Here is a 21,078-nt window from a genome sequence, read left to right as displayed (position 1 = left end):
GGTGTGCCCCACCCCGTCCCAGTCCCCCACGATCGGGACATCACCCGGGTTGCCGAGAACGGCCGAGGTCACGGTGCCGTTGTCGTGCCGGACCACAAAGGTGTTCGTCGAAGGCCGGTACACCGCCATCTGCGCATGCCCGTTGTTGTCCCACAGCCCCGGAACCGGCACATCCCCCGGGTTGCCGAAGTCCAGCGACGTGGCCGAACCATCGTCATGACGCAACGCGAACGTGTTGCTCGACGGCCGGAACACACCGATCTGGTCATGGCCGTAGCCGTCCCAGTCACCGACGATGGGAACGTCACCCGCCTGCCCGAACCCCACCGACGTCGTCACACCCGACTTGCTGCGCAACGCCCACGTCCCGTCACGGAACACCCCGACCACGGACGGCCGGACCGATATCTCGGGAGTGTCGTTGCCGATGTTCTTGTAGCGGATGCCGAAGTACTCACCGGCGGGGTGGCCCGCGATCTCCCCCTTGTAGTCGCCGGTCAGGAAGGCGACTCCGGCTCGGACGTTGAGCGTCTTGTTGACCTCGTCGATGAAGGCGAACTGGCCGGCGGCCTTGTTGACCCAGTGGTCGAAGAGGACGACGTGGCCGGACGCCTTGATGTTGCCGTCGCCCGGGTCGTTGTCGAGCGCGTCACCGGGCTGGAGGTCCGACAGCGCGACACGGGTGGTCACGGCCCGGTTGTCGAGACTGTCCGTGTTCAGGCTGGTGCTCAGGTGCCAGGCCATCGAGACGAACCCCGAGCAGTCCTGCCGGTAGTTCATGGTGCCGCTGACATCGGGAGCCGACGACGACTGGTCGTAGGGCACGTCGCGGGAGAGCCAGTTGTTCGCACGCGCCATCACCTCGGATCGGGTGATCGTGCCGCCGATGGACGACGCGGCCTCGGCGGGCACCGCGCCGAGGGCGAGCGCCCCGGCGGTGACGGAGAGGGCAAGCGCGGCAGTGAGGGTGGTACGGACGGACGCGGTCTTGGCAACGGGCATGACAGAGTTCTCCGGTAAGGGTGTGGAAGGAACGGACGACGCCGGTGGGTGTCAGGGACTCGGTGTGCGGGAGCGTCCGGAGACGGCCGCGGCAGAACTGCGCCGAGCGGGGCGCGGCCCGCCGCCCGACGGTTCCGGCCCAGCCGGGTCGGGGGCGGGGACGGGCGGGGCGCGGCAGACCGCCGGGGTGGGCGTCAGGAAGAGCGACGGAGCGAGGGACCGGACCGCTGTCCTGCAGGAACAGCGGTCGCCCGGGCGGAGTCGGCGCGTCGGCCGGATCCGGTCATCGGGCGGCGTCGTCGGCGCTCTCCGGTGGCGGCTGGGGGGGCAGGTAGCGCCGGCGGAGCCGGGGCGAGGCCCGGTAGGTCCGGGCGATCAGGGTGTAGGCGCGACGGAGGGCGTCGGGCCTGCCGGGGGAGCCCGGGCCGAGCAGGTAGAGCAGGAGGTCGGTCCTGCCGGATTCGGCCCTCGCATTGGCGTGTTGGAGTCCGTCCTCGGACGTGGCGTGGGCCCACAGGGCGTCCACGACCTCGGCCTCGTCGCTCTCCAGCACGGATGTGCCGGACGGCCTGGGAATCAGGCTGGCGTAGACGATCTCCACCGCCGGCTCATCCGCCCCAGCCGAGGCTCGCGAGGGTCCGGTCGGTCGGGGCGGGCGTCGTGGCCGCCCCGGCCTCGGCGGAGACGAGGACGATCGCGGCGAGGGCGACAGTGACGACCGCGGCGGCCTTCGCGATACGGGTGGGGATCATCTCGGGAGTCCTTCTCTCATGGTGGTGCAGCTACTCCTGTACCGTCCGGGCGCCCCGCGGTTGACGCTCTGTCCGGCTGCCGCCCGGGTGTTCCCTGGCGGCGATGAACAGCTTCGCCGCTGGTCGGCGCCACCGGAAGACGGTTCGGCTGTCGCCTGTCGGACAGTCCGGAGTCGGACAGGCAGTCGTGTACATGACAATCATCGGCCCCTCGAGCGGACACGTCGCCGGCCCGGTGCCGAACCGGTAGTGACCTGCGCCGCAGTCGCCGAACAAACGAGGCAAGAGCAGGCAAAACGGTCTGAATCGATCTTGAGGGAAACGCCGAGACCCTGTTTGAATATGTTCGATATCCGAGAGCCCGACAGGGTCTGAACATCAGGGGAAACGATGTTGGAGGTCCTGGGGCTCACAGCCTCGGCGGCTGCGGTGTACCGGGCCATGCTCGACCGCCCCGGCCACAGCCTGGACGAGATCGCCGCACACTGTGCCCTGTCCCCCGTCCAGGTGCACGACCACCTCGACGAACTCAGCCGGCTCACCCTCATCCGCGCCTCCGCCGAACGACCCGGCCAGATGCGCGCGGTGAGCCCCGAGATCGGCCTCGCCGACATCCTCGCCGGCCAGGAGGCCGACCTCGCCGCCCGCCAGGCCCGGCTCGCGGCCTCACGCGCCGCCGTCAACCGGATGGTCGCCGAGCGCGCCGAGCAGCACAGCCACCATGCCGAACGTCTCCTCGGCATGGACGCCATCCACGACCGCCTGGAGCGGATGGGCCACTCGGCCACCACCGAGGTCCTCAGCAGCCAGCCCGGCACCCAGCAGCCCGAGGATCTGAAGGCCAGCCGCCCCGCCGACAGCGAGGCCCTCGACCGCGGCATCACGATCCGCACCCTCTACCAGGACGCCACCCGCAACCAGCCCCACATCGCCACCTACGCCGGCTGGCTGCTCAGCCGGGGCAGCGAGGTCCGCACCGCGCCCACCGTCCCCCAGCGCCTGGTCGTCGTCGACCGCGCCCAGGCCCTCGTCCCCATCGACCCTGCCGACAACCGCAGGGGCGCCCTCTACATCACCGAACCCGGAATCCTCACCGCGCTGCTCGACTACTTCGAACAGGCCTGGAACACGGCCGTACCCCTCGGCGCCACCCTCCCCGAGGACCCCCGCACCAGCCTCACCCCCACCGAACGCGATCTCCTGCGCCTGCTCAGCTCCGGCCTCACCGACGACGCCGCGGGCCAGCGCCTGGGAATCTCCTCCCGCACGGTCGGCCGCCACATGGCCTCGATCATGGAACGGCTCGGCGCCAGCAGCCGTTTCGAGGCCGGCATCAAAGCTGCCCACAAGGGCTGGCTCTGAACACCCGGGCCATCACTGCCCGGCCGGACCGTGGTAGCGACGGTGGACTGTTCGACGCAGGCCTGCGCGGACGTCCAACAGTGCGATGACGGCGGCCCGTTCAGGCTGTGGGCGCGGTGGAGGTCAGCCGAGCAAGAGGTCGGCCGAGCCAGAGGTCAGCCGAGCCAGACGATGTCGAGGACGTACAGGCGCTCGGCCAGGCGGTTGACGGAGTAGACCAGGCTGAGCTGGCCGACGGAGGCGCAGCGCAGGTCCTCGCCTTCGAGGTCGGTGGCGTCCCACTGCGGCCATCCCCAGGGGGTGCAGGAGGCGATGTCGAGCAGGTCGCGGACCGTCAGCTGGGCGTGTCGGGGCAGGTCGACGAAGGTCTTGGCCGCCTGCGGGGACAGGCGGGCCGGCCAGACCCGATCGGTCACGGGTTCGTCCCGGTGAGTTCGGCGAGGTCGATGCCGTCCTCGTCGTCCATTCCGGCGGCGAGGAACGCGTCGACCGCCGGTGCGCTGTCCAGGCGGAACCGCCAGGTGCGGACCACCTCGTGCAACGGCGAGAGGTCGTAGGTCTGGCGGGAGTCCTCCAGCGCCTTCGCCCAGTCCCGCTCGAAGGCCGGCAGCCACCGGGCGGACCGCTCGGGCGGCTCGGCGTGGATGCGGACGAGCAGTTGGGCGGCGGCGCGAGGCGCCGGGGCCGACGGCGGGGCGGGCAGGTGGTCGGGCTGGGCGCTCAAGAGGTCCTCCACTTCGTCGTCGGTCACGGTACGGCAATCGGTGGGCGCGAGGGCGGGGCCGCTACCGGATTCCCTCCTGGTTGGCCGATTCGCGTGCGTCCCGAGCCGTCGGTCCGGCCTGCCCCGGGTCCGGCGGTCCGGGGCGTGCTCGTCCGCCCCGGTGCCCCAGAGGGGGCGCCGTCGCGTCGAGTTGCCCCGCGCCGTACGGGTCGCGAGTCCGCGCCCCTGCCCGGCCGCCCGCGGGCCCGGCGCGGACGCGACAACCCCCGTGCCGCTGCTGCCGCTCACGAATCTCACCCCTCGGACCCGCTGCCGCGCGGACCGCCGCAGGGGCGGCGGACCGCACCGTCGGGGTGTGCGGCGACTCTTCGGCGGCATACGCCCCTCCACCGTGTCGGATGCCTCCGGCAGCGGTCGCCACTCGACCGGTCCGTCGAGCAACCCCCCTCCGGCCAAGGGGAGATGGGGCGCGGACGAGGGTGCCGTTCAAGCACCGCGTCGGGTGCCGGGAACCCTGGTCGGCCTCCGTCCGCCAACACCCGCCCGCCCTCCGCGCGTTCGCTTCCACACCGGGTTCCACCGAGGTCGGGCCACGCACTGTCGGCACCCCGTGCGATGGAACATTGCGCAATCCCCGTACACCCCGCCCGGCTAGCCGTACATTCACTGCACGACTGGTGACGGACTACGCGTAGGAGTGGTTGTGGGAAACGGGAACACTTTCGGTACGGACAGCGGTGTGGGATCGACGATTTCGCTGTTGGAGGGGAGACTGCCCGCAGTGCAGGACCGGCTCGCCCGGGCGGAGCAGGAACTCGCCGCCGCCAGGGCCGAGGAGGAGGCGGTGGCCAAGGCGCTGGCGGGCCTGCGGGGGCTCGCCGGCGTGTCGCTCGGTGACGGGGGCGAGTCGGGCGCCCCCGAGGCGCAGCCGGTTTCGACCGAGGCACCGCAGGAGGCGGCCGCAGCGACGGAGCCGACCCCGGCGGCACCGGCACCGGCTGCGGCGGAGGCGCCCGCTGCCCCGGCCACGCCTGCCGCTCCGGAGGCGTCCACCGCTCCGACGGCGAAGGCACGGAGCAGGAAGCCGGCAGCCGCCAAGAAGGCGGTGGCGGCGAAGAGTGCCGCGTCCGATGCGGAGCAGGCGGCGCCGTCGTCGGTCCCCGGCAAGAAGCGGACCGCGACGAAGGCGGTGGCCAAGGACAGCGGGCCCAAGCCCACGGCGAAGCGGACGCCTGCCAAGAAGGCCACGTCGACTCCGGCGACGGCCCCGGCCAAGAAGGCGGCCCCGGCTCCGGCGACCACCGCCAAGAAGGCCGCACCGGCGGCGGCCCCGGCCAAGAAGGCGGCAACAGCTCCGGCGACCACCGCCGAGGGCAAGACCGCGTCGACGGACCGCCGGCGCCAGGTGGCCGACGCGGACAGCGTGGTGGCGGTGCTCGCGAAGGCCGAGGGCCCGCTGCGCGCCCGCGAGGTCACCGAACTGCTGGGCCTGGAAACGCACGAGGGCAACATCAACACGATCCGCACCAGGCTGGAGCGTCTCGCGAAGGCCGGCCGCGCGCAGCGGCCCGAGCGCGGCCTCTACACGGCCGTCGCCGGGGCGAAGGCCTGACCGCCGGACGGGGGCGTGCACCGGTCGACTCCGGTGCACGCCCCCGTCGATGACGTCCGTCGAGCGGCCGGGCCGCGCCGTCGCGACGGGCCCGCCCCGGCCGGTGGGTTCATGGCATCGGCACGAAGGGTCGAGGCCGGTGCACGCAGGGACCGGTGCGGCGGACCCGAGGGGACGGCCGCGACACCCGCGCAGCGCTCTGTCCTATGATCATCCCTGCTCATCGGGTCCCCGAGACACGGCGGACGAGCCGCGTCGACGAAGAAGGAGCCCGATCGGTGGCGACAGGCAAGCCAGGCAGGAACACCGCGGCCACGGTGACGGCGGTGGCATGCGCCGCCGTCGGAATCGGCGGCGGCGCCTGGGCGCTGGTCGCCCCCCGCACCGAGCGGGCCGAACCCCCGGCCGCGTGTGCCGCACCCCGGCCCACGGACCCGGCCGGCTATGCCGCGCTCTGCGCCGCCCTCAACCGCCCCGACCTGCCGGCCCTGCTGGGCACGCCGCAGGACCGGGTCTCCACGGCCGGTCCGGCACCGTTCGGCCTGGGCAAGGACGCCATGGTGGAGGTCCGGCTGGGGGTGAATGCCGTCGCCCTGACGGACAGCTCCACCACGGTCGAGGACATCGCCGACATGCCGCGGGTCCTCCCCCGGCCCGCCACCGTGCTCGGCCATCCCGCCATGACGTACTACACCGACGCCATGAGCCTCGGCTTCGGCACGGACGGGAAGGCCACCACCGGCGTCGGCTCCCCTGTCCGGAACCTCGTCGTCGCGCAGGACCCCGGCGCCCCGGGCGGCCGGGCCTTCGAGGTCGCCCTCTTCCGCCACGACGGCCGTCCCGTCGACGACGCACTCCTGTACCGGGTCGCCGGGGCCGTCATGCCCACCCTCCCCGGCTGGGTCACGGCGCCCTCGGAACCGTCCGGCCACTGACCGCGCCGCCGGCGACCACGACAGCCGTCGTCCGGCCGGCGGCGGCCGCCCCGCGGCTATGACGACTGTCACGGCCCGTGAATGATCATCCGGGCTGGTCCGTGTTCCGCCCGGTTGCGATGATGGGTGACCTGGACGGGGCGAGGTGCCCCGAGCAGTCGAACGGGGGGTCGGCGATGTCGCCGCATGAGATCGGGTTGTACGCGAGCGCGGCGGTGGTGGTCGGTGCGGGGCTGCGGACCCTGGTCCTGGCCGGCCTCACGGGCGGCTCCGGACACGGCGCTTCGGCGAGCGGCGGCTCCGGGCCGGGTGAGGTGTGGGCGGTGGTCCGTACCGCCCTGGCCCGGCGCCCCGCGGTCACCCTCGCACTGTTCGCGGTGATGGCGGCGATGGCGGTGGTCCAGTACGCGGTGCCCGGCGTCGTCGAGGACCTGATGCGCCGGCCGGGTGCGCTGTCGGACGGTCAGTGGTGGCGGGCCGGGACCGCGCTGCTGGTGCAGTCCTCGGGGATCACGCAGATCGCGTTCAACCTGTCGGCGCTGCTCGTGATCGGCGCCGTCACCGAATCGGTCCTCGGACGGTGGCGGACGCTGGGTGTCTTCCTCGCCTGCGGTGTCCTGGCCCATGTGGTCAGCCTGGCCGGCTGGGCGCCGACCGGGGGCGGCGACTCCGTGGCCATCTGCGGACTGCTGGGCGCACTGGCCGTCACCTGTCTGCTGGGCAGGAGCACGCTGGGCGTGACCGCCAAGGACACCTGGCCCGTGCTGCTCATCCCCGCGGCCGGCACGTTCCTGTGCCTGCTGGAGAACAACCACGGTGCCGGACTGCTGGCGGGCTGCCTGACCGGCCTGGCCCTCGCGCCCCGCAGCAGGGACCTGTCGCCGGCGGACCTCGTGGCGTAGCGGCGCGGGCCGGCCGCCCGTCGCGGAGGCGGCTCGGCCGGCTCGGGGTGGGCGGGCTCCCGACCGAACCGCGGCAGGTCCGCGGGGACGCGGCCCGCTGTTCCCCGGCGTGGGGCGGGGCGGGGCGAAGCCGCCACCCCGGAACCGTCGGTTCGGCGGCCGGCCCCGGTCCGGCTCCGCACCGGACCGGGCGCCACCGCCTCCGTCACCGCCACAGTCACAGTCACAGTCACAGTCACCGCAGGACGGTGTCGAGCCAGTCGAGGATCCGGCCCATGGCGAGACGCTGGGCGCCGGTGTGGCAGTGGGCGCCCGCACCCTCGGCGACGGTGAAGCGGGCGAGGGTCTTGGGGCAGGTGAGGCGGTCGTAGAGCTGCTGGGCCTGGCCGTCGAAGAAGAGGTCCTCCTCGGCGTCGCAGACGAGGGTGGGGCAGGTGATCCGCTCGGCGATGCCGTCGGCGAGCGTGTAGTCGAGGTAGGAGGCGAGAAACGCCCGCGGGGTCGCCACGTCCATGACGTAGGAGCCGTGCGTGATGGCCCAGCGCACGGTCGGGTTGGTCTTCATCAGCGCCTCGATGGAGGCGTCGATCTCGGGGGCGTGCTCGGCGCGCAGCAGGGCCTCGGCCTCGGGGCGCGGCATCGGCAGGTTCTTCACGCTGACTTCGCCGAGGTCGTACACGCCGTCGACGGCGATCACGGCGGCCAGTCGGTGTTCGAAGGCGGCCGCCCTGGGCGCGAGCAGGCCGCCCATGCTGAGGCCGAGCAGGGCGATGCGCTCGGGGTCGACCTCGGGGCGCTCGGCGATCAGCCAGTCGACCACCGGGGTGACAACGCTCTCCCAGTTCGGGCGGAAGGGCAGCCCGTCACGGAAGCGGGCGGCCGGCTGGCCCGGGCCGTCGAAGGTGAGCACGTGGTAGCCGCGCTCCTGGCCGGCCGCTCCCCCGAAGAAGTGCATCTCCTCGGCGGACCCGTCGAAGCCGTTGTGCATGACGATCGTGGGCGCGGGGGCGTCGCCGGGAGCGCGGTAGAAGTAGCCGTGGAGCACGGTGCCCTCGAAGGGGATCTCGACGGGTTCGATGCGGGGCTCGAAGAGGGCGGCCGCCGAGCGGAAGGTGTCCACCGCGCGCTCGTAGGAGGCCGCGATGCGGGGGTCCTTCGGGTTGCCGTGCAGGAAGAACTCGGCGGAGCGGAAGTAGTTGCTCGCCCGCAGGTAGGCGTCCCGGGCGCTGATCCGGTGGCCGCCGGCCAGGGCGGTGGCGGCCTCGGCGGCGGTGCGCTCGGCGGTGGCGGACCACTCCTCGTACCAGCCGTCGTAGTCACCGGCGGTGATCCTCTGGGCCGTGGCGATCACCTCGCCGAAGTCGGAGCCTCCGTAGGCCGCGTGGCCGATGGCCCGGAGGGTCTCGTACCAGAACTGCGGGTCGTTCTCGAAGAGCAGGGGCTTCATGGCGTTCTCCTAATGCAAGATTGGTTGCGTTTATTACGGTAGTGAGCCGAAGCCATAGACGCAAGTTCTCTTGCGTTAGTCTGTGGCTGTGAACGAAGACCAGGTACGGCGCAGGACCGGCGGCCGAAGCGCCCGCGTACGGGAGGCGGTGCTCGGCGCGACGGCCGAGCTGATCGCCGAGCACGGCCACGCACGGATCTCCATCGCCCAGATCGCCGAACGATCCGGCGTCCACCAGACCTCGATCTACCGGCGCTGGCGGTCGACCGACGCGATCGTGCTGGAGCTCGCGGTGGAGCGCCTCTCCGCCACGTCCGTGATCCCCGACACCGGGACACTGCGCGGGGACCTCGTCGCCTACGCCCACGGGGCGGCGGCGTCGATCGAGGGACCGGACGGCCTGGCACTGCTACAGGCGCTCGTCGCCCTGCCCGCCGGGAGTGCCGACCCCGGCCTCGACCCCAGGACCGTGCTCGCACCGCGCGGCAGGGACCTGCAGGACATGCTCGACCGGGCCGTGGCACGCGGGGAGCCGCAGCTGCACATGATGGACGTCCTGGACGGGATCGTCGCCCCGCTCTACCTGCGGGTCCTCTTCCGGATCGGGGGGATCGACGAGGCGTACCTCGACTCCCTGGTCGTCAGGACGCTGGCGGCGGCGGCGACGGACTGACGCGACCGGCGGACGGAGCCGGGGCGCCGCGCCGACCCCGGTCGGCGCGGCGGAGAAGGCCCCCGACGCAGCGGCGGGCCGGGCCGCCACCGCCGGGCGACTGAGCGCCGTTCGGCCCTTCCGGGTGTGTGCGAGGTTCATGACGCACAGACTGGCGCCGGACGGTGTCCACTTCCCAGGTCCGTGCGGGGCGGGGACTGTCCACCCCTGTCCGCGGCTGTCCACCCGGTCCGCCGCACCTCGGGGATCCGCTCGCGTACGCGGGCCCGGCCGTCGTCGTGCTTCTCAGCGCGCTCGAACTCCGCGCACTCCGTCGCCGGGGCGGGCGCGGAGTGCGCGGAGCGACAGCCGGCTGACCGGTGTCGGGGCCGCCCCGGGCGCGGGACGGCCCCGGTCGGCCTCGCCGGGTGGGGTCAGCGGGACCGCAGCGGGCCGGCGAAGGACTTGCGCAGGGAGGACGGGGCGACGACGGGGAGCAGCGAGGCCAGCAGCTTGCCCTTCAGGGTGTCCGGGGTCCTGGTCAGTCGGACGTCCACCCGGGTGCCGTCGCCCTCCGGGGTCAGCCGGAAGACCCAGCCGCCGCCGGGCCCGAAGAGCTTGGAGTCGAGGGTGGTGATGGTGACCTCGTCGCCCCCGGGCTTCCAGTCGTATCGGGCGCGCTCCCACGCGGCGGCGGTGCCCTCGGTCACCTCGGCCCAGCCCTCCCCCGCGCCGTGCACCGCGAAGTGCGCCGCGTCGATGGTGGGCCACGCCTGGGGGCGGGCCGGGCCGAAGTCGGTGAGGACGGCCAGCACGGCGTCCGGGCCGAGCGAGGAGATCAGCTGGAAGTTGACGACGGTCACGAAGTCCTCCGGAGGTGGTGCGGGGCGGGCTGGGCCCGGTCGCACCCACCCTGGTGCGCGGACGCGGGTACGGCATCCGTCAGTTGACCGAGGACAGGGTCCGCGTCATGGCACTAGGTCGACCGCCGGGTACGAAGTACCCGCGCCGGGTGGGGGTTTCGCCGGCCGCGGGAGGCGGGGCGGAGCGGTGACGGGCAGTCGGCGGCTCGCTCGTTCGCCCCGGCCGGGCCGTCGGCGGGGGCCGGGACCGACCGTCATTCGACGGATCCGCGGCGCCGCCCGTGCCGCGAGGGTGGAACCACCGAGACGCCCACCGTCCGCTCGGACGGGTTCGGGGCGCCGCATCGGCCCACTGACCCGCGTACCGGTACCCGTACCCGTACCGAACGGAAGGACTGTCCCATGGCAGCAGGAAAGAGCACCCGGAAGCGCCGGCCGGCGACGGCGGCGGTCTGGGCCGCAGCCGCGAGCGTCGTACTGGGCACGGCCGTGGCCGGCGGCACCGCGAACGCGAGCGCGCCGGTCGCGGTCGGCGTCAGGCCGACGATCGTCCTGGAACACGGCGCGTTCGCCGACGCGTCCAGCTGGAACGGCGTGATCAAGCGGCTCCAGGCGGACGGGTACCCGGTGGTGGCCCCGGCCGTCCCGCTCCGCGGCCCCGCCTCCGACGCGGTCGCGCTGCGCGGCGTGCTCCAGCACATTCCGGGGCCGAAGATCCTGGTGGGCCACTCCTACGGCGGCTCGGTCATCAGCGCGGCCGGCGCGAACGACCCGCAGGTCAGGGCCCTGGTGTACGTGGCGGCGTTCCTGCCCGCACCCGGGGAGACGGCGCTGGAGCTGTCCGGCAGGTTCCCCGGGTCCACCCTCGGGGACGCGCTGGACCCGGTCACCTACCCGCTGGCCGACGGCACGGCCACCACGGACCTGTTCATCCGGGCGGACGCGTTCCGCCACCAGTTCGCCGCCGACGTCCCCGCCGCCCAGGCGGCGCTCATGGCCGCCACCCAGCGCCCGATCGCCCAGAGCGCGCTCCAGGAGCCGGCCACCGTCGCCGCCTGGACGGAGAAGCCGAGCTGGGACGTCGTCACGACCCAGGACCTGAACATCCCCGAGGCCGCCCAGCTCTTCATGGCCCGCCGCGCCCACGCCCGCGTCACCCTCGTCCCGGCCTCGCACTCGGTCGCCGTGTCGCATCCGGGGACCGTGGCGCAGGTGATCGAGGAAGCCGCCCGGACCACCCGCTGAGGCGGCCGGGGCGGCGGCTGCCGGGGCGCGGCGGCCGGCCCGCCCCGGCAGCGGCACCGCACATCTGACGCTCCATCAGCAGGAGTCGGCATCCGAACCGGTGACCGCGGACGCGGAGCGCCGGACCGACACGTACGAGGAGAAGGACATGGCAGTCAGTTACACCGGTGTGGTCACGGTGACCGGCGAGGGGCGCAACGGCGGGCAGGTCACCGCCAGCGACGGCCTGCTCAGCACCGCACTGGCCATCCCGAAGGCGCTGGGCGGCGCGGGCGGCGCCACCAACCCGGAGCAGCTGTTCGCGGCCGGCTGGGGGGCGTGCTTCCTGGGCGCGGTGCGGCGTGCCGCCGCGGAGCGCAAGGTCCGGCTGACCAGCACCGCCATCACGGTCGAGGTTACGCTGACCCACGGCGACGACGGGGAGTTCGGCCTCAGCGCGGTGCTCGACCTCGAACTCGGCGGCGTGGACCAGGCGATGGCCGAGGAGCTGGGAGCCGCCGCGCACCGGCTGTGCCCCTACTCCAAGGCGACTCGGGGCAACATCCCGGTCACCGTCCGCGCGAGCGCGGTGGCCGGCTGACGCGGCCCGAGTCACCCGCGGCGGCGGTGAACACGTTCTGACGCGCACAGCGCACAGAGCGAATCACGCGCACGCACCGAGGGCCCCGCCACGGCGGGGCCCTCGGTCGTGTCGTGTTCCCGACCGGACCGGCCGGGAGTACGGGGGCCGGCACAGGCGCGCGGCCCCGGTCGGGCTCCCGGCCGGTCAGCGGGCCGGGGCGGTGGGGCGGACGCCCCGCTCGGCGAGCCAGTCGAGGACGTAGTCGGCGACGGACCGCCAGCCGCTGTCGATGACCAGGGAGTGGCCCCGGTCGGCGAACTGCTTGAGGTCCGTGGTCGCGGTGGAGTCGCCGTACGCCTTGTAGACGGCGCGGGTCACGCAGTCGGGCACCAGCAGGTCCTCCTGCCCCGACACCAGCAGCAGTGGCCCGCGGGCCGCGTTCCGGGTGTCCGCCGAGGTGCTCGGGTGCCGGGGGCCGCCGCCGCAGCCGAGGTCCGCCAGCAGGCGGCGCGGGGCGGGCACGACGTAGCGGTCGTACAGCCGCTCGCCCTCCGCGCCGCCGACCGTGGTGCCGAGGAGGTCCCGGAAGCGCTCGGGGGTGAGCGGGACGGCGAGGCGCGCGGACGCGCAGGCGCAGTCCGGGCAGCGCATCGCCACGTCGTTGACGGGCGCCGGGGCGAGGGCCACCGCGGCCCGGCCCAGACCGGCGCCGACCAGGTGCTGCGCGACCAGTCCGCCGACCGAGTGCCCGATGATCACCGGCGGGACCTCGAAGGAGCGCACGATCCCGGCGAAGTGGTCGGTGAGGCCGTCCAGGCCGAGGTCGGGCACCCGGTCCGGGTGCTCGCGGGCCTCCCGCGCGGTGGCGGCCTCGCCGGGCCACCCCGGCGCGTGGGCGAGGTAGCCGTGGCCGGTGAAGCGCTCGACCCAGCACTCCCAGGACAGCGCGTGCAGCCACGCGCCATGGATGAACACGACGGGAGTACGGATCACAACGGGCCCTCCGAGCAGGATGTCGGCCTGCACCGGCGTGCGGCGACCGTTCCAGCATCCGTCCGGGCGTCGCCCACGGGATCAGTCGAATGACTGACGCCGTGGGCTACCGACACCACCGGGCGACACCCGCCAACGGGCGACACCACCGGGCCCGCCCGGCGCGGTACCGGTGGGGCGGCGCGGCACCGGAGCGGCGCAGCGGCCGCCCCCACCGAAACGTCCCGGCCCGCACCCCGGGGAGAGGGGTACGGGCCGGGACGGCCTGGGGGCGGGTCAGTGCCGGGTGGCGGGTCAGTGCCGGGTGGCGGGCCCGCAGCGGAAGTCGGCGGCCTCGGCGGTGTCGCCGTGGCCCTGGTAGCGCGGGACCAGCGGGTAGGCGCACAGGTCGCGGGTGACGGTCCGGCCGTCGGCCGTCGGCAGGGTCGCGGGCAGCGTCCGCGGGGCCTCGCCGTGCTCGACCCAGGCGGTCAGTGCGGCGAGGTCGGCGCCCTGGCCGAGGAGTCCGCAGTGCGACACCCCCGGGGCGAGGAAGACGCGGTAGAAGTCGTCGACCTTCTTCGCACCGCCCATCCGCTGCTCGACCCGCTCGCGGTACTGCACCGTGCCGGCGGCGGGGATGAACTGGTCGGCGGATCCGTGCCAGGTGAGGAGCTTGCCGCCGGCCTTCCGGAAGCCGGAGAGATCCGGGTCGTCGGTGCCGATGATCCGGTCGTACTCGGCCTCGGACTGCCGGAACAGCTGGGCGAACCGGCCGGTGGTGAGGGTCGTGAGGTCGAAGGCCGGCTGCTTCTTCAGCCAGGTCGACACCCAGGCGGCCGGTACCGGGAACGGCGTGCCGACCCGCTCGCCGGTGGTCTCGTCGACCTTGCTGCCCGCGAGGCCGGCCAGGTCGGCGCCGATCGGCACGCCCGACCACAGCTTCGTGCCCGAGGCGGTGCGCGGGCCGTCCCAGATCCGGCGCACCACCTCCGCGTCGGCGGCGGTGATCGTCAGCCGCCCGCCGTCGCACTCGACGGTGGTGCCGATCAGCCGGCGCGGGTCGAAGCCGCACGCGTCGGGGTCGGTCAGCAGCCCGTCCGCGGCGCCGTCGAGCCGGTCGCAGGCCTGGACGGCGGCGTCGGTGAACGCCTTGAACTCGCACGCGGTCGGGAAGGTCCCGGCCTCGTTCATCACCACCTGCGGCCACAGCGTGGCCACCTCGAACTCGTCCCAGTTGACGGCGGGCGCGTTGGCGAGGATGCCGTCGTAGTCGGCCGGGTACTTCTGGGCCTCCGCGTAGCCCTGGCGCCCGCCGGTCGAGCAGCCGTTGAAGTAGGAGTAGGACGCGGCCCGGTCGTAGTGGGCGGCGACGACCTCCTTGGCGACCACCGCGGCCTCGTGCTCGGAGCGGGAGGCGAAGTTCTCCAGCAGCGCCCGGTCGGCCCGGCCGTCGGCCTTCAGCGCCCACGTGGTGTCGAGGTAGGTGCCGACGCCCGCGTCGGTGGTGGCGGCGGCGTAGCCGCCCTTGACCGCGCCGGCCAGGCCGGCTCCGTAGTCGCCGGCGGCGTACGCGCTGCCGCCCACCGTCTGCAGCCGGCCGTTCCAGTTCTGCTGCGGCAGCCAGACCCGCACCGTGGCGTGGTCGCCCTGGCCGGGGTGGGTGAGGGTGATCGTCACGTCGCAGAACGCCGGGACGTCCGGGACCTGGGCCGCCGGCTGCGGGAACACCGCGGGTACGTCGAAGGTGCCGGCCGCGTGGGCGACCGCGGCGACCCGCTCCACCGCGGTGCCCGCCGGGGCGTGCACCGCGGGGCTGGTACAGCCGTGCGGGGCGGCGGACTCGGGCGCGGCGGCCGAGGCGCCGGGTGCGTACACCGCGGCGGCGAGGGGCACGGCGGCGGCGAGGGCGGCCAGGAAGCGTCGGTTCATGGAGGTCCCTTCCCAGGGGTGGTGTGGTGTGGTGCCCGACAGGAACGGCGTTGTTCGGTCGGGCGGGGGCGGCGGCCGCCGGTCGGGGGCGGACCACGACTCCCGGCGGATTCGCGGGGACCGGGGTCGGGCCCGCGACCGGGGATCGCCGGTCAACTGTGTGCCCCGGCCGCCCACCGCCACATCAGTCATCCGACTGCCGGTCGGGCAGCGCCGTCGGCGCAGTCGTACCGGCCGGACAGGGCCGCGGTGCACACCTCACGCACCGTCAAACCGGTTCGGCACACGGCCGGACCGACTGCGGGCAGGGCCGGCCACCCGGGCCGCCCCCTCCCGGGGTCCCTCCGGGGTCAGCCTCCGGGGTCTGCTTCCGGGGTCGTGGGAACTCCCGCCCCGGCGCGGGAATCCGCCGGACCGCTGCCACGTTCCCCGGGTACGACACATCCGCCACCTGCCAGCCGGAGGTCCCTGTGAAGCCCCGCGAACACGGCACCGACGAAGCGGCCGAGGCCGGCCGGGCCCGCTTCCGCACGCTGCCCGAACGGATCCGCCCGGACCGGACGTTCACCTCACTGCCGGCCTCACCGGCCGGCCCCGCACGAGGCTCGTTCAGCCAGGACGACTGGCTGGCCCGGAACGTGTGGTGCGGCACCCTGCTCTGAGCCGGGGGCGGTCCGGGCCCTGGGCCTGTCTGACGATTCGGGTCGCACGCGCGGCGGGAACCGTCGGACGAGCCCTACCGCCGAGGCTGCTCCCCCGGCTGGTCCGGGAGGGCGGCCAGGGCGTCCCGCAGGGCCGCGCGGGAGGTCACGCCCAGCTTGGGGAACACCCGGTACAGGTGGGAGCTGACGGTGCGCGGCGAGAGGTGGGTCCGCTCGCCGATCTCCTTGTTGGTCAGGCCGCCGGCGGCGAGGTCGGCGATTCGGCGCTCCTGCCAGGTCAGCGCCGCCAGGTGCGCCGCGGCGGAGTGTGCCGGGGCGCCGCAGAGCCGCAGTTCGGCCCGGGCCCGCTCGGCCCAGCCCCGGGCGCCCAGCCGCCCGAAGGTCTCGACGGCCCCGCCGAGCACCGGGCGGGCGGCCCGCGGCCCCAGGTGCTGGCGCAGCCGGATGCCGTGCGCCAGCCGGATGCGTGCCAGTTCGAACGGAAAGTCACCGGCGGCCGGGTGCTCCTCGGCCCGGCGGTACATCTCGGCCGCCTCGGCGCCGTCCTCGGCCGTCATGGCGAGGGCTCCGAAGGTGATCACGGCCAGCCGGGGCGAGACCTCGGGCAGGCCCGCGTCCCGGGCCGCCAGGGCGTGCCGGCGGGCCTGCTCGGCACGGCCCGTGTGCAGGGCGGCCTCCACCAGGTCGAGCACGGTGCGCGAGGCCTGGTGCGCGCAGGGTTCGAGGACGCCGGGGGCGGTGATGCCGATCGCGCACAGGTAGGCGGCCTCGTAGTCCCCTTCGCTGAGGGCGGCCGTCGTCCCCACCGTGTCCGCGATCTGGGTGAGGAAGCCGATCCGCCGCGGCCGGGCCCACCGGTCGACCACGGCCTGCAGGTCCCGTGCGCGGTCGAGGTCGCCGCGCAGCGCCGCGAGCACGGCCAGGTAGGCCCGGCTCTGCTGGGCGAAAAGGACATGGCCGTGGGCCAGGGTCAGTTCCAGGACCTGCTGTCCGGTCCGCTCGGCTGCCTCCCAGTCACCCGAGGCGGTCTGGTCCAGCATGATCAGGTGCAGCATGGTCATGCCGGTGCCCACCGCCCCGGCCCGCAGTTCGCGCTGCACGCTCCGCCGCAGGTACGTCCGGTAGTGGCTCAGGGCGTCGACGTGGTAGGCGGCCACGCCCAGCCGGGTGATGTCCCACGGGTCCAGGTCCGGGTAGGCGGCGAACGCCGCGGCGACGCGCTCGCCGACCCCGGCGCCGCGGCGCACCACGTCGCACCAGGCGTCCTGGTAGAGGCGCGAGTTCGGGGGGACCAGGCCGCCCAGGGAGTCCAGCAGGCGGTGGGTCCGCTGCCAGGACGCGCTGTCGCCGGCGTACTGGCTGACGGCCAGCAGGAGGTTCACCAGCCGGGTGAGTTCCTCGCTCGGCGCGGGGGCATCACCGACGGTCCGCCCGGCCGCACCCCCGATGGTCCGCCCCGGGACGCCGCCGACCGGCTGCCCGGCGGCGCCGTCGACGATCCGCTCGACGGCCGCCGCCACCTGGCGATGGGCGGACCGCACGTCCCCGTCCTCGTAGAGGACGGCGTACGCGAAGGCCAGGGCGGAGGCCGTCGTTCCGGCCCGGCCGGGCGCGCCGTCCGCGCCGACCAGGCGCTGGGCCTGGTCGAGCAGTCCGGCGTGCCCCGCGACGAACGCCGCGTCGCCGAGCCGGCGGGAGCGGTCCTCCGGGGTCCGGCTCAGCTCCGCGGCCCGGGTCAGCCAGGTCACCGCGGCGGCCGCGCCGCCGCGCCGGGTCGCCGACGCGGCCGCCTGCTCCAGGGCGGCGGCCACCTTGTCGTCCGGATCGACCACGGCGGCGGCCAGGTGGGTGGCCCGGCGCTCGATGTCGTCCCGGTGCACCTCGGCCAGCGCCGCGTGGGCGGCGCGCCGCTCGTTCGGGGTGGCCGCCCGGACCACGGTCGAGCGCACCAGCGGATGCCGGAACACGAACTCGCCGCTGAAGTGGTCCTGGTCCAGCAGGCCGACGGCCGCCGCCTCGTCCACGTCCCGCATGCGGTAGCGCGCACCCGCGGTCGGACCGGCCGGGGCCCCCGCGTTGACGCCGTCCAGGGCGCCGCGCAGCAGCTCCGCGCGGGCGGCCGGTCCCAGCGCCGCGATGCGCGCGCCGAAGACCTGGCGGAACCGGTCGGGAAGCGGGACGACTTCATGGCCGTCCGGCTCCCCGGGGGCGGGCCGTGCGGCGCTCCCGCCCAGGTACGACGGGAGTTCCAGGAGGGCGAGGGGGTTGCCCTGGGCCTGGTCGAGCACCCGGCGGCGGACCCGCGGGTCCACGTGCGGGTGGCGCTCGTCGAGCAGTCGCTCGGCGGCGGGCCCGTCCAGCGGCGGCACCGGCAGCGCGGGCAGCGCGGCCGCGTCGAACCCGGCGGAGCTCTCCGGCCGCAGGGCGACCAGCAGCTTCACGGTGTTGCCGGCGAGGCGGCGGCCGACGAACCCGCAGACCTCGACGCTGGCCGCGTCGAGCCACTGGCCGTCGTCCAGCACCAGCAGGAGGCGTTCCTGCGCGGCCGCGACCGCGACCAGGTCGAGCACCGCGATCCCCAGGGCCATGACGGACGGGGCCCGTTGCTGGCTGCGTCCGAAGACCACGTCGAAGGCGACCCGGTGGACGTCGTCCAGGCGCTCGGCGTACGGGAGCAAGGGGTGGAGCAGCTGGTGCAGACCGGCGAAGGGCAGGTGCGACTCCGCCTCGACGCCGACCGCCCGGACCACCCGGTAGCCGACGCCGCCCGCGTACTGGGCGACGTGCTCCAGCAGGGCGCTCTTGCCGACACCGGTCTCGCCCTTGAGCACCAAGGCCTGGCCCTGCGGCGCGGCCAGGAACGAGGCGAGGACGGCCCGCTCGGCCTCCCGGCCGACCATGGGCGTGGCGAGGGACTCCACCGTGTGCTGCTCCTTCCGCCCGGCGGGCCGGCTGTGGCCCCGCGCCCACTCTCTCCTCCTCCGGTGCCCGGGGGCCAGGCAGTTGACGGGCGGTTGGCAGGCGGTTTCGCCCGCTGCCTCCCGGTGGACGGGTGCGACAACCGACCCGCCCGGATGAGATGATCTCCGTCGAGGGAGCAGGTCGGGGGGTGTGGGGCGATGGAGCAGGCGACCTTCGGCGCGCTGCTGCGGGCGGCACGCGGGCGTGCCCGGTTGACGCTCGACGGGCTCGCCGGCGCGTCCGGCGTCAGCGTGCGGGCGATCGGCGACATGGAGCGCGGCCGCAGCGTCCCCCGGCACGGCACGCTGGACGAGCTGATGGACGCCCTGGCCCTGGACGAGGACGAACGGCGCACGCTGACGGCCGCCGCCCGGCGCACCGCCGACCCGGCCCCGGCGACGACGACGGCAGCGGGGGCAACCGCCGCCACGACTCCGCCGGTCCCCCGCCAACTGCCGCCCGCCCTCCGGACCTTCCGCGGGCGGGACGACGTCCTGGCCCGCGTCCGGCACCTCGGCGGCGGCCCCGGCGACCGGGCCGAGCACCCGCCGGTCGTCGCCGTGGGCGGCATGGCCGGAGTGGGCAAGACCAGCCTGGCCGTCCACTGGGCGCACCGGGTCGCGGACCGGTTCCCCGACGGCCAGCTCTACGTGAACCTGCGCGGCTTCGACCCCTCGGGCACCGGGCTGGACCCCGCCGAGGCGCTCGGTGGCTTCCTCCGCGCGCTCGGGGTGCCGGGAGCGTCGATCCCCGACGGCGCCGAGGAGCGCGCCGCCGTGTTCCGGGAGCTGCTGGCCGACCGCCGGATGATCGTGCTCCTCGACAACGCGCGCGACTCGCAGCAGGTACGGCCGCTGCTGCCGAGGTCTCGGCACTGCCTCACGGTCATCACCTCCCGCAACCACCTGACCGGACTCGCCACCACCGACGAGGTCCGGCTGGTCGACCTCGGCCTGTGGACGGCCGAGGAGAGCCTGGACGCGCTGGCCGCACGGATCGGCCCCGAGCGCGTGGCCGCCGAGCCCGCCGGGGCGGCCGAGCTGGTGGAGCTGTGCGGGCGCCTCCCGCTGGCCGTCGCGATCGTCGCCGCCCAGCTGGCCGCGGAGCCCGCCCTGGCGCTGCGGGTCGCCGCCGGTGAACTGACCGGGGCCCGCTCCCGGTTGGACGCCCTCACCACCGACGACCCGCACTCCGACGTCCGGGCCGTCTTCTCCTGGTCCTACCGGGCGCTCGACCCGGCGGCCGCCCGGTTCTTCCGCCACCTGACCGTGCTGCCGGGCCCGGTGTTCTCCGCCGAGGCGGCGGCCTCCGCCGCGGGCGAGCCGATGGCGACGGCGCGCCGCCTGCTGCGCTCCCTGGTCGCCGCCAGTCTGCTCAGCCGTGACGCGGACGGCTGCTTCGTCCTGCACGACCTGGTCCGGGAGCACGCCGGGGACCTGCTCGACCAGGAGCGCGACGACCGCTACGCCGCCGAGATCCGACTGCTCGACTACCTCCGCCACAACGCCCGGGCCGCCGTCCGGGCGTCGGAGACCCGCCCCATCCACGAGCTGGACCACGCACCGGCGCCCGGGACGGTGCTGCTGCCCTTCGACGGCCGTGGACAGGGCCGGGCCTGGTTCCAGCGGGAGGAGCGCACCATCCTGGCCGCCCTGCGGACGGGCGACGACCCCCGGCTGCTCCACTACCGGATGGGCCTCGCCCACGACTGCATCCCGCACTTCTCCGCCCGGGGGCAGTGGGCCGACGAGATCGCCATGCAGCGGCTGGCGCTGGAGGCGGCCCTCCTGCTCGACGATCCGGAGGGCATCTGCAGCACCGCGGCTTCGCTGGCCCGCGCCCTCGCCGAGACCGGCCGCAGCGAGGAGGCGGACCGGGCGGTCGGCCACGTCGAACGCCGGCTCCACCTACTGCCCCTGCTCGCCCAGGCCAACGCGCATCGCAGTCTCGGCTGGGTCCGCGGCCGGCAGCGGCGGCACGACGAGGCCCTCGGTCACGCCCGCACCGCCCTGGCGATCTACCGGACCCTGGCGGACGACAACCTCATCGCGCGTGAACTCAACGCCGTGGGCTGGTACCTGACCCTGCTGGGCCGGCACCGCGAGGCCATCGCCACCTGCCGCGAGGCGCTGCCGCTGCTCCAGGAGACCGGCAACCGCTTCAGCGAGGCCGCCACCTGGGACAGCATCGGCTACGCGCTCCACCACCTGGGCGAACTGGACGAGGCCGTCCACCACTTCCGGACCTCGCTGGGGCTCTACGAGGAGCTGCTCGACGGGTACAACCAGGCCGAGGTGCTCGACCACCTGGCCGGGACCCAGCAGGCCCTCGGGGACGCGGGCGCGGCCCGGGCCAGCTGGCTCCGGGCCGCGGACCTGCTGAGCGCGCTCGGCAACTCCCGCGCGGACGGGATGCGGGCCCGCGCCCTGACCGGCCGGGAGCCGGCCGGCTCGTCCGCCCACGCGGTCGACTGACGGCCTGTCGGGCGCCCCG

19 protein-coding genes are annotated in these 21,078 nt (G+C 74.7%); 9 read left to right on the top strand and 10 right to left on the bottom strand.

Features of this window, described 5'->3' with window-relative positions:
• From ACZ4UX_RS27125 to ACZ4UX_RS27115, 3 genes are all read right to left on the bottom strand, one after another.
• Positions 1-1,002, bottom strand: a 1,002-nt coding sequence (locus tag ACZ4UX_RS27125) for an NlpC/P60 family protein (RefSeq protein WP_465708611.1), incomplete at its 3' end; no start/stop codon positions are given.
• A gap of 283 nt (positions 1,003-1,285) precedes the next feature.
• Positions 1,286-1,603 (bottom strand): hypothetical protein, encoded by a 318-nt coding sequence (locus ACZ4UX_RS27120; protein WP_465708610.1) that lies wholly within the window; start codon positions 1,601-1,603, stop codon positions 1,286-1,288.
• Positions 1,604-1,610: 7 nt separating this feature from the next.
• The gene (locus ACZ4UX_RS27115) at positions 1,611-1,754 is read right to left on the bottom strand and encodes a hypothetical protein (protein ID WP_465708609.1); all 144 of its coding nucleotides are present in this window, start codon (positions 1,752-1,754) and stop codon (positions 1,611-1,613) included.
• Between the two features lie 390 nt (positions 1,755-2,144).
• On the opposite strand from ACZ4UX_RS27115, the gene ACZ4UX_RS27110 reads away from it, so the two are divergent.
• Positions 2,145-3,116 carry a LuxR C-terminal-related transcriptional regulator gene (locus ACZ4UX_RS27110; protein ID WP_465708608.1) on the top strand — a complete coding sequence of 324 codons (972 nt, stop codon included), beginning with the start codon at positions 2,145-2,147 and terminating at the stop codon, positions 3,114-3,116.
• A gap of 155 nt (positions 3,117-3,271) precedes the next feature.
• Here the strand turns inward: ACZ4UX_RS27110 and ACZ4UX_RS27105 are convergent, their stop codons facing one another.
• Positions 3,272-3,532 carry a hypothetical protein gene (locus ACZ4UX_RS27105; RefSeq protein WP_352292661.1) on the bottom strand — a complete coding sequence of 87 codons (261 nt, stop codon included), beginning with the start codon at positions 3,530-3,532 and terminating at the stop codon, positions 3,272-3,274.
• Positions 3,529-3,867, bottom strand: a complete 339-nt coding sequence (locus tag ACZ4UX_RS27100) for a DUF6247 family protein (RefSeq protein WP_380390529.1) — start codon at positions 3,865-3,867, stop codon at positions 3,529-3,531. Before ACZ4UX_RS27100 ends, ACZ4UX_RS27105 begins: the two co-directional genes overlap by 4 nt.
• 754 nt (positions 3,868-4,621) lie before the next feature.
• On the opposite strand from ACZ4UX_RS27100, the gene ACZ4UX_RS27095 reads away from it, so the two are divergent.
• The 3 genes from ACZ4UX_RS27095 to ACZ4UX_RS27085 all read left to right on the top strand — a co-directional run bounded on the left by ACZ4UX_RS27095 (position 4,622) and on the right by ACZ4UX_RS27085 (position 7,289).
• Positions 4,622-5,452 (top strand): hypothetical protein, encoded by an 831-nt coding sequence (locus ACZ4UX_RS27095; protein WP_465708607.1) that lies wholly within the window; start codon positions 4,622-4,624, stop codon positions 5,450-5,452.
• 278 nt (positions 5,453-5,730) lie between these two features.
• The gene (locus ACZ4UX_RS27090) at positions 5,731-6,387 is read left to right on the top strand and encodes a DUF6215 domain-containing protein (RefSeq protein ID WP_465708606.1); all 657 of its coding nucleotides are present in this window, start codon (positions 5,731-5,733) and stop codon (positions 6,385-6,387) included.
• A 176-nt stretch (positions 6,388-6,563) separates the two neighbouring features.
• Entirely contained in the window at positions 6,564-7,289 is a 726-nt protein-coding gene (locus ACZ4UX_RS27085; protein ID WP_465708605.1) for a rhomboid family intramembrane serine protease, read from the top strand.
• A gap of 235 nt (positions 7,290-7,524) precedes the next feature.
• Here ACZ4UX_RS27085 and ACZ4UX_RS27080 read toward each other — a convergent pair whose 3' ends face one another.
• Positions 7,525-8,736: an alpha/beta hydrolase family protein gene (locus ACZ4UX_RS27080; RefSeq protein WP_329485325.1), complete on the bottom strand. Its 1,212-nt coding sequence runs from the start codon at positions 8,734-8,736 to the stop codon at positions 7,525-7,527.
• Between the two features lie 88 nt (positions 8,737-8,824).
• On the opposite strand from ACZ4UX_RS27080, the gene ACZ4UX_RS27075 reads away from it, so the two are divergent.
• Positions 8,825-9,409, top strand: a complete 585-nt coding sequence (locus ACZ4UX_RS27075; protein WP_465708604.1) for a TetR/AcrR family transcriptional regulator — start codon at positions 8,825-8,827, stop codon at positions 9,407-9,409.
• A 413-nt stretch (positions 9,410-9,822) separates the two neighbouring features.
• On the opposite strand, the gene ACZ4UX_RS27070 is transcribed toward ACZ4UX_RS27075, so the two are convergent.
• Positions 9,823-10,251: an SRPBCC family protein gene (locus ACZ4UX_RS27070; protein ID WP_465708603.1), complete on the bottom strand. Its 429-nt coding sequence runs from the start codon at positions 10,249-10,251 to the stop codon at positions 9,823-9,825.
• 402 nt (positions 10,252-10,653) lie between these two features.
• On the opposite strand from ACZ4UX_RS27070, the gene ACZ4UX_RS27065 reads away from it, so the two are divergent.
• Both ACZ4UX_RS27065 and ACZ4UX_RS27060 read left to right on the top strand, forming a co-directional pair.
• Positions 10,654-11,496 carry an alpha/beta fold hydrolase gene (locus tag ACZ4UX_RS27065; RefSeq protein ID WP_465708602.1) on the top strand — a complete coding sequence of 281 codons (843 nt, stop codon included), beginning with the start codon at positions 10,654-10,656 and terminating at the stop codon, positions 11,494-11,496.
• A gap of 148 nt (positions 11,497-11,644) precedes the next feature.
• Entirely contained in the window at positions 11,645-12,076 is a 432-nt protein-coding gene (locus tag ACZ4UX_RS27060; RefSeq protein ID WP_465708601.1) for an Ohr family peroxiredoxin, read from the top strand.
• A gap of 186 nt (positions 12,077-12,262) precedes the next feature.
• Here the strand turns inward: ACZ4UX_RS27060 and ACZ4UX_RS27055 are convergent, their stop codons facing one another.
• A complete protein-coding gene (locus ACZ4UX_RS27055) occupies positions 12,263-13,051 on the bottom strand; it encodes an alpha/beta hydrolase (protein ID WP_465708600.1) in 789 nt (262 codons plus the stop codon).
• Between the two features lie 294 nt (positions 13,052-13,345).
• Complete coding sequence (locus tag ACZ4UX_RS27050) at positions 13,346-14,962, bottom strand: DUF6351 family protein (RefSeq protein ID WP_465708599.1); 1,617 nt, start codon at positions 14,960-14,962, stop codon at positions 13,346-13,348.
• Positions 14,963-15,432: 470 nt separating this feature from the next.
• Here ACZ4UX_RS27050 and ACZ4UX_RS27045 point away from each other — a divergent pair, with 470 nt between their 5' ends.
• Complete coding sequence (locus ACZ4UX_RS27045; protein ID WP_465708598.1) at positions 15,433-15,624, top strand: hypothetical protein; 192 nt, start codon at positions 15,433-15,435, stop codon at positions 15,622-15,624.
• Positions 15,625-15,698: 74 nt separating this feature from the next.
• On the opposite strand, the gene ACZ4UX_RS27040 is transcribed toward ACZ4UX_RS27045, so the two are convergent.
• Entirely contained in the window at positions 15,699-18,545 is a 2,847-nt protein-coding gene (locus tag ACZ4UX_RS27040; protein WP_465708597.1) for a helix-turn-helix transcriptional regulator, read from the bottom strand.
• 198 nt (positions 18,546-18,743) lie between these two features.
• On the opposite strand from ACZ4UX_RS27040, the gene ACZ4UX_RS27035 reads away from it, so the two are divergent.
• Positions 18,744-21,059 (top strand): ATP-binding protein, encoded by a 2,316-nt coding sequence (locus ACZ4UX_RS27035; protein WP_465708596.1) that lies wholly within the window; start codon positions 18,744-18,746, stop codon positions 21,057-21,059.
• The last annotated feature ends 19 nt before the right edge of the window (positions 21,060-21,078 follow it).

This window comes from Kitasatospora sp. NPDC028961, from assembly GCF_055564815.1.
This window is presented reverse-complemented; position numbering and strand designations above follow the sequence as displayed.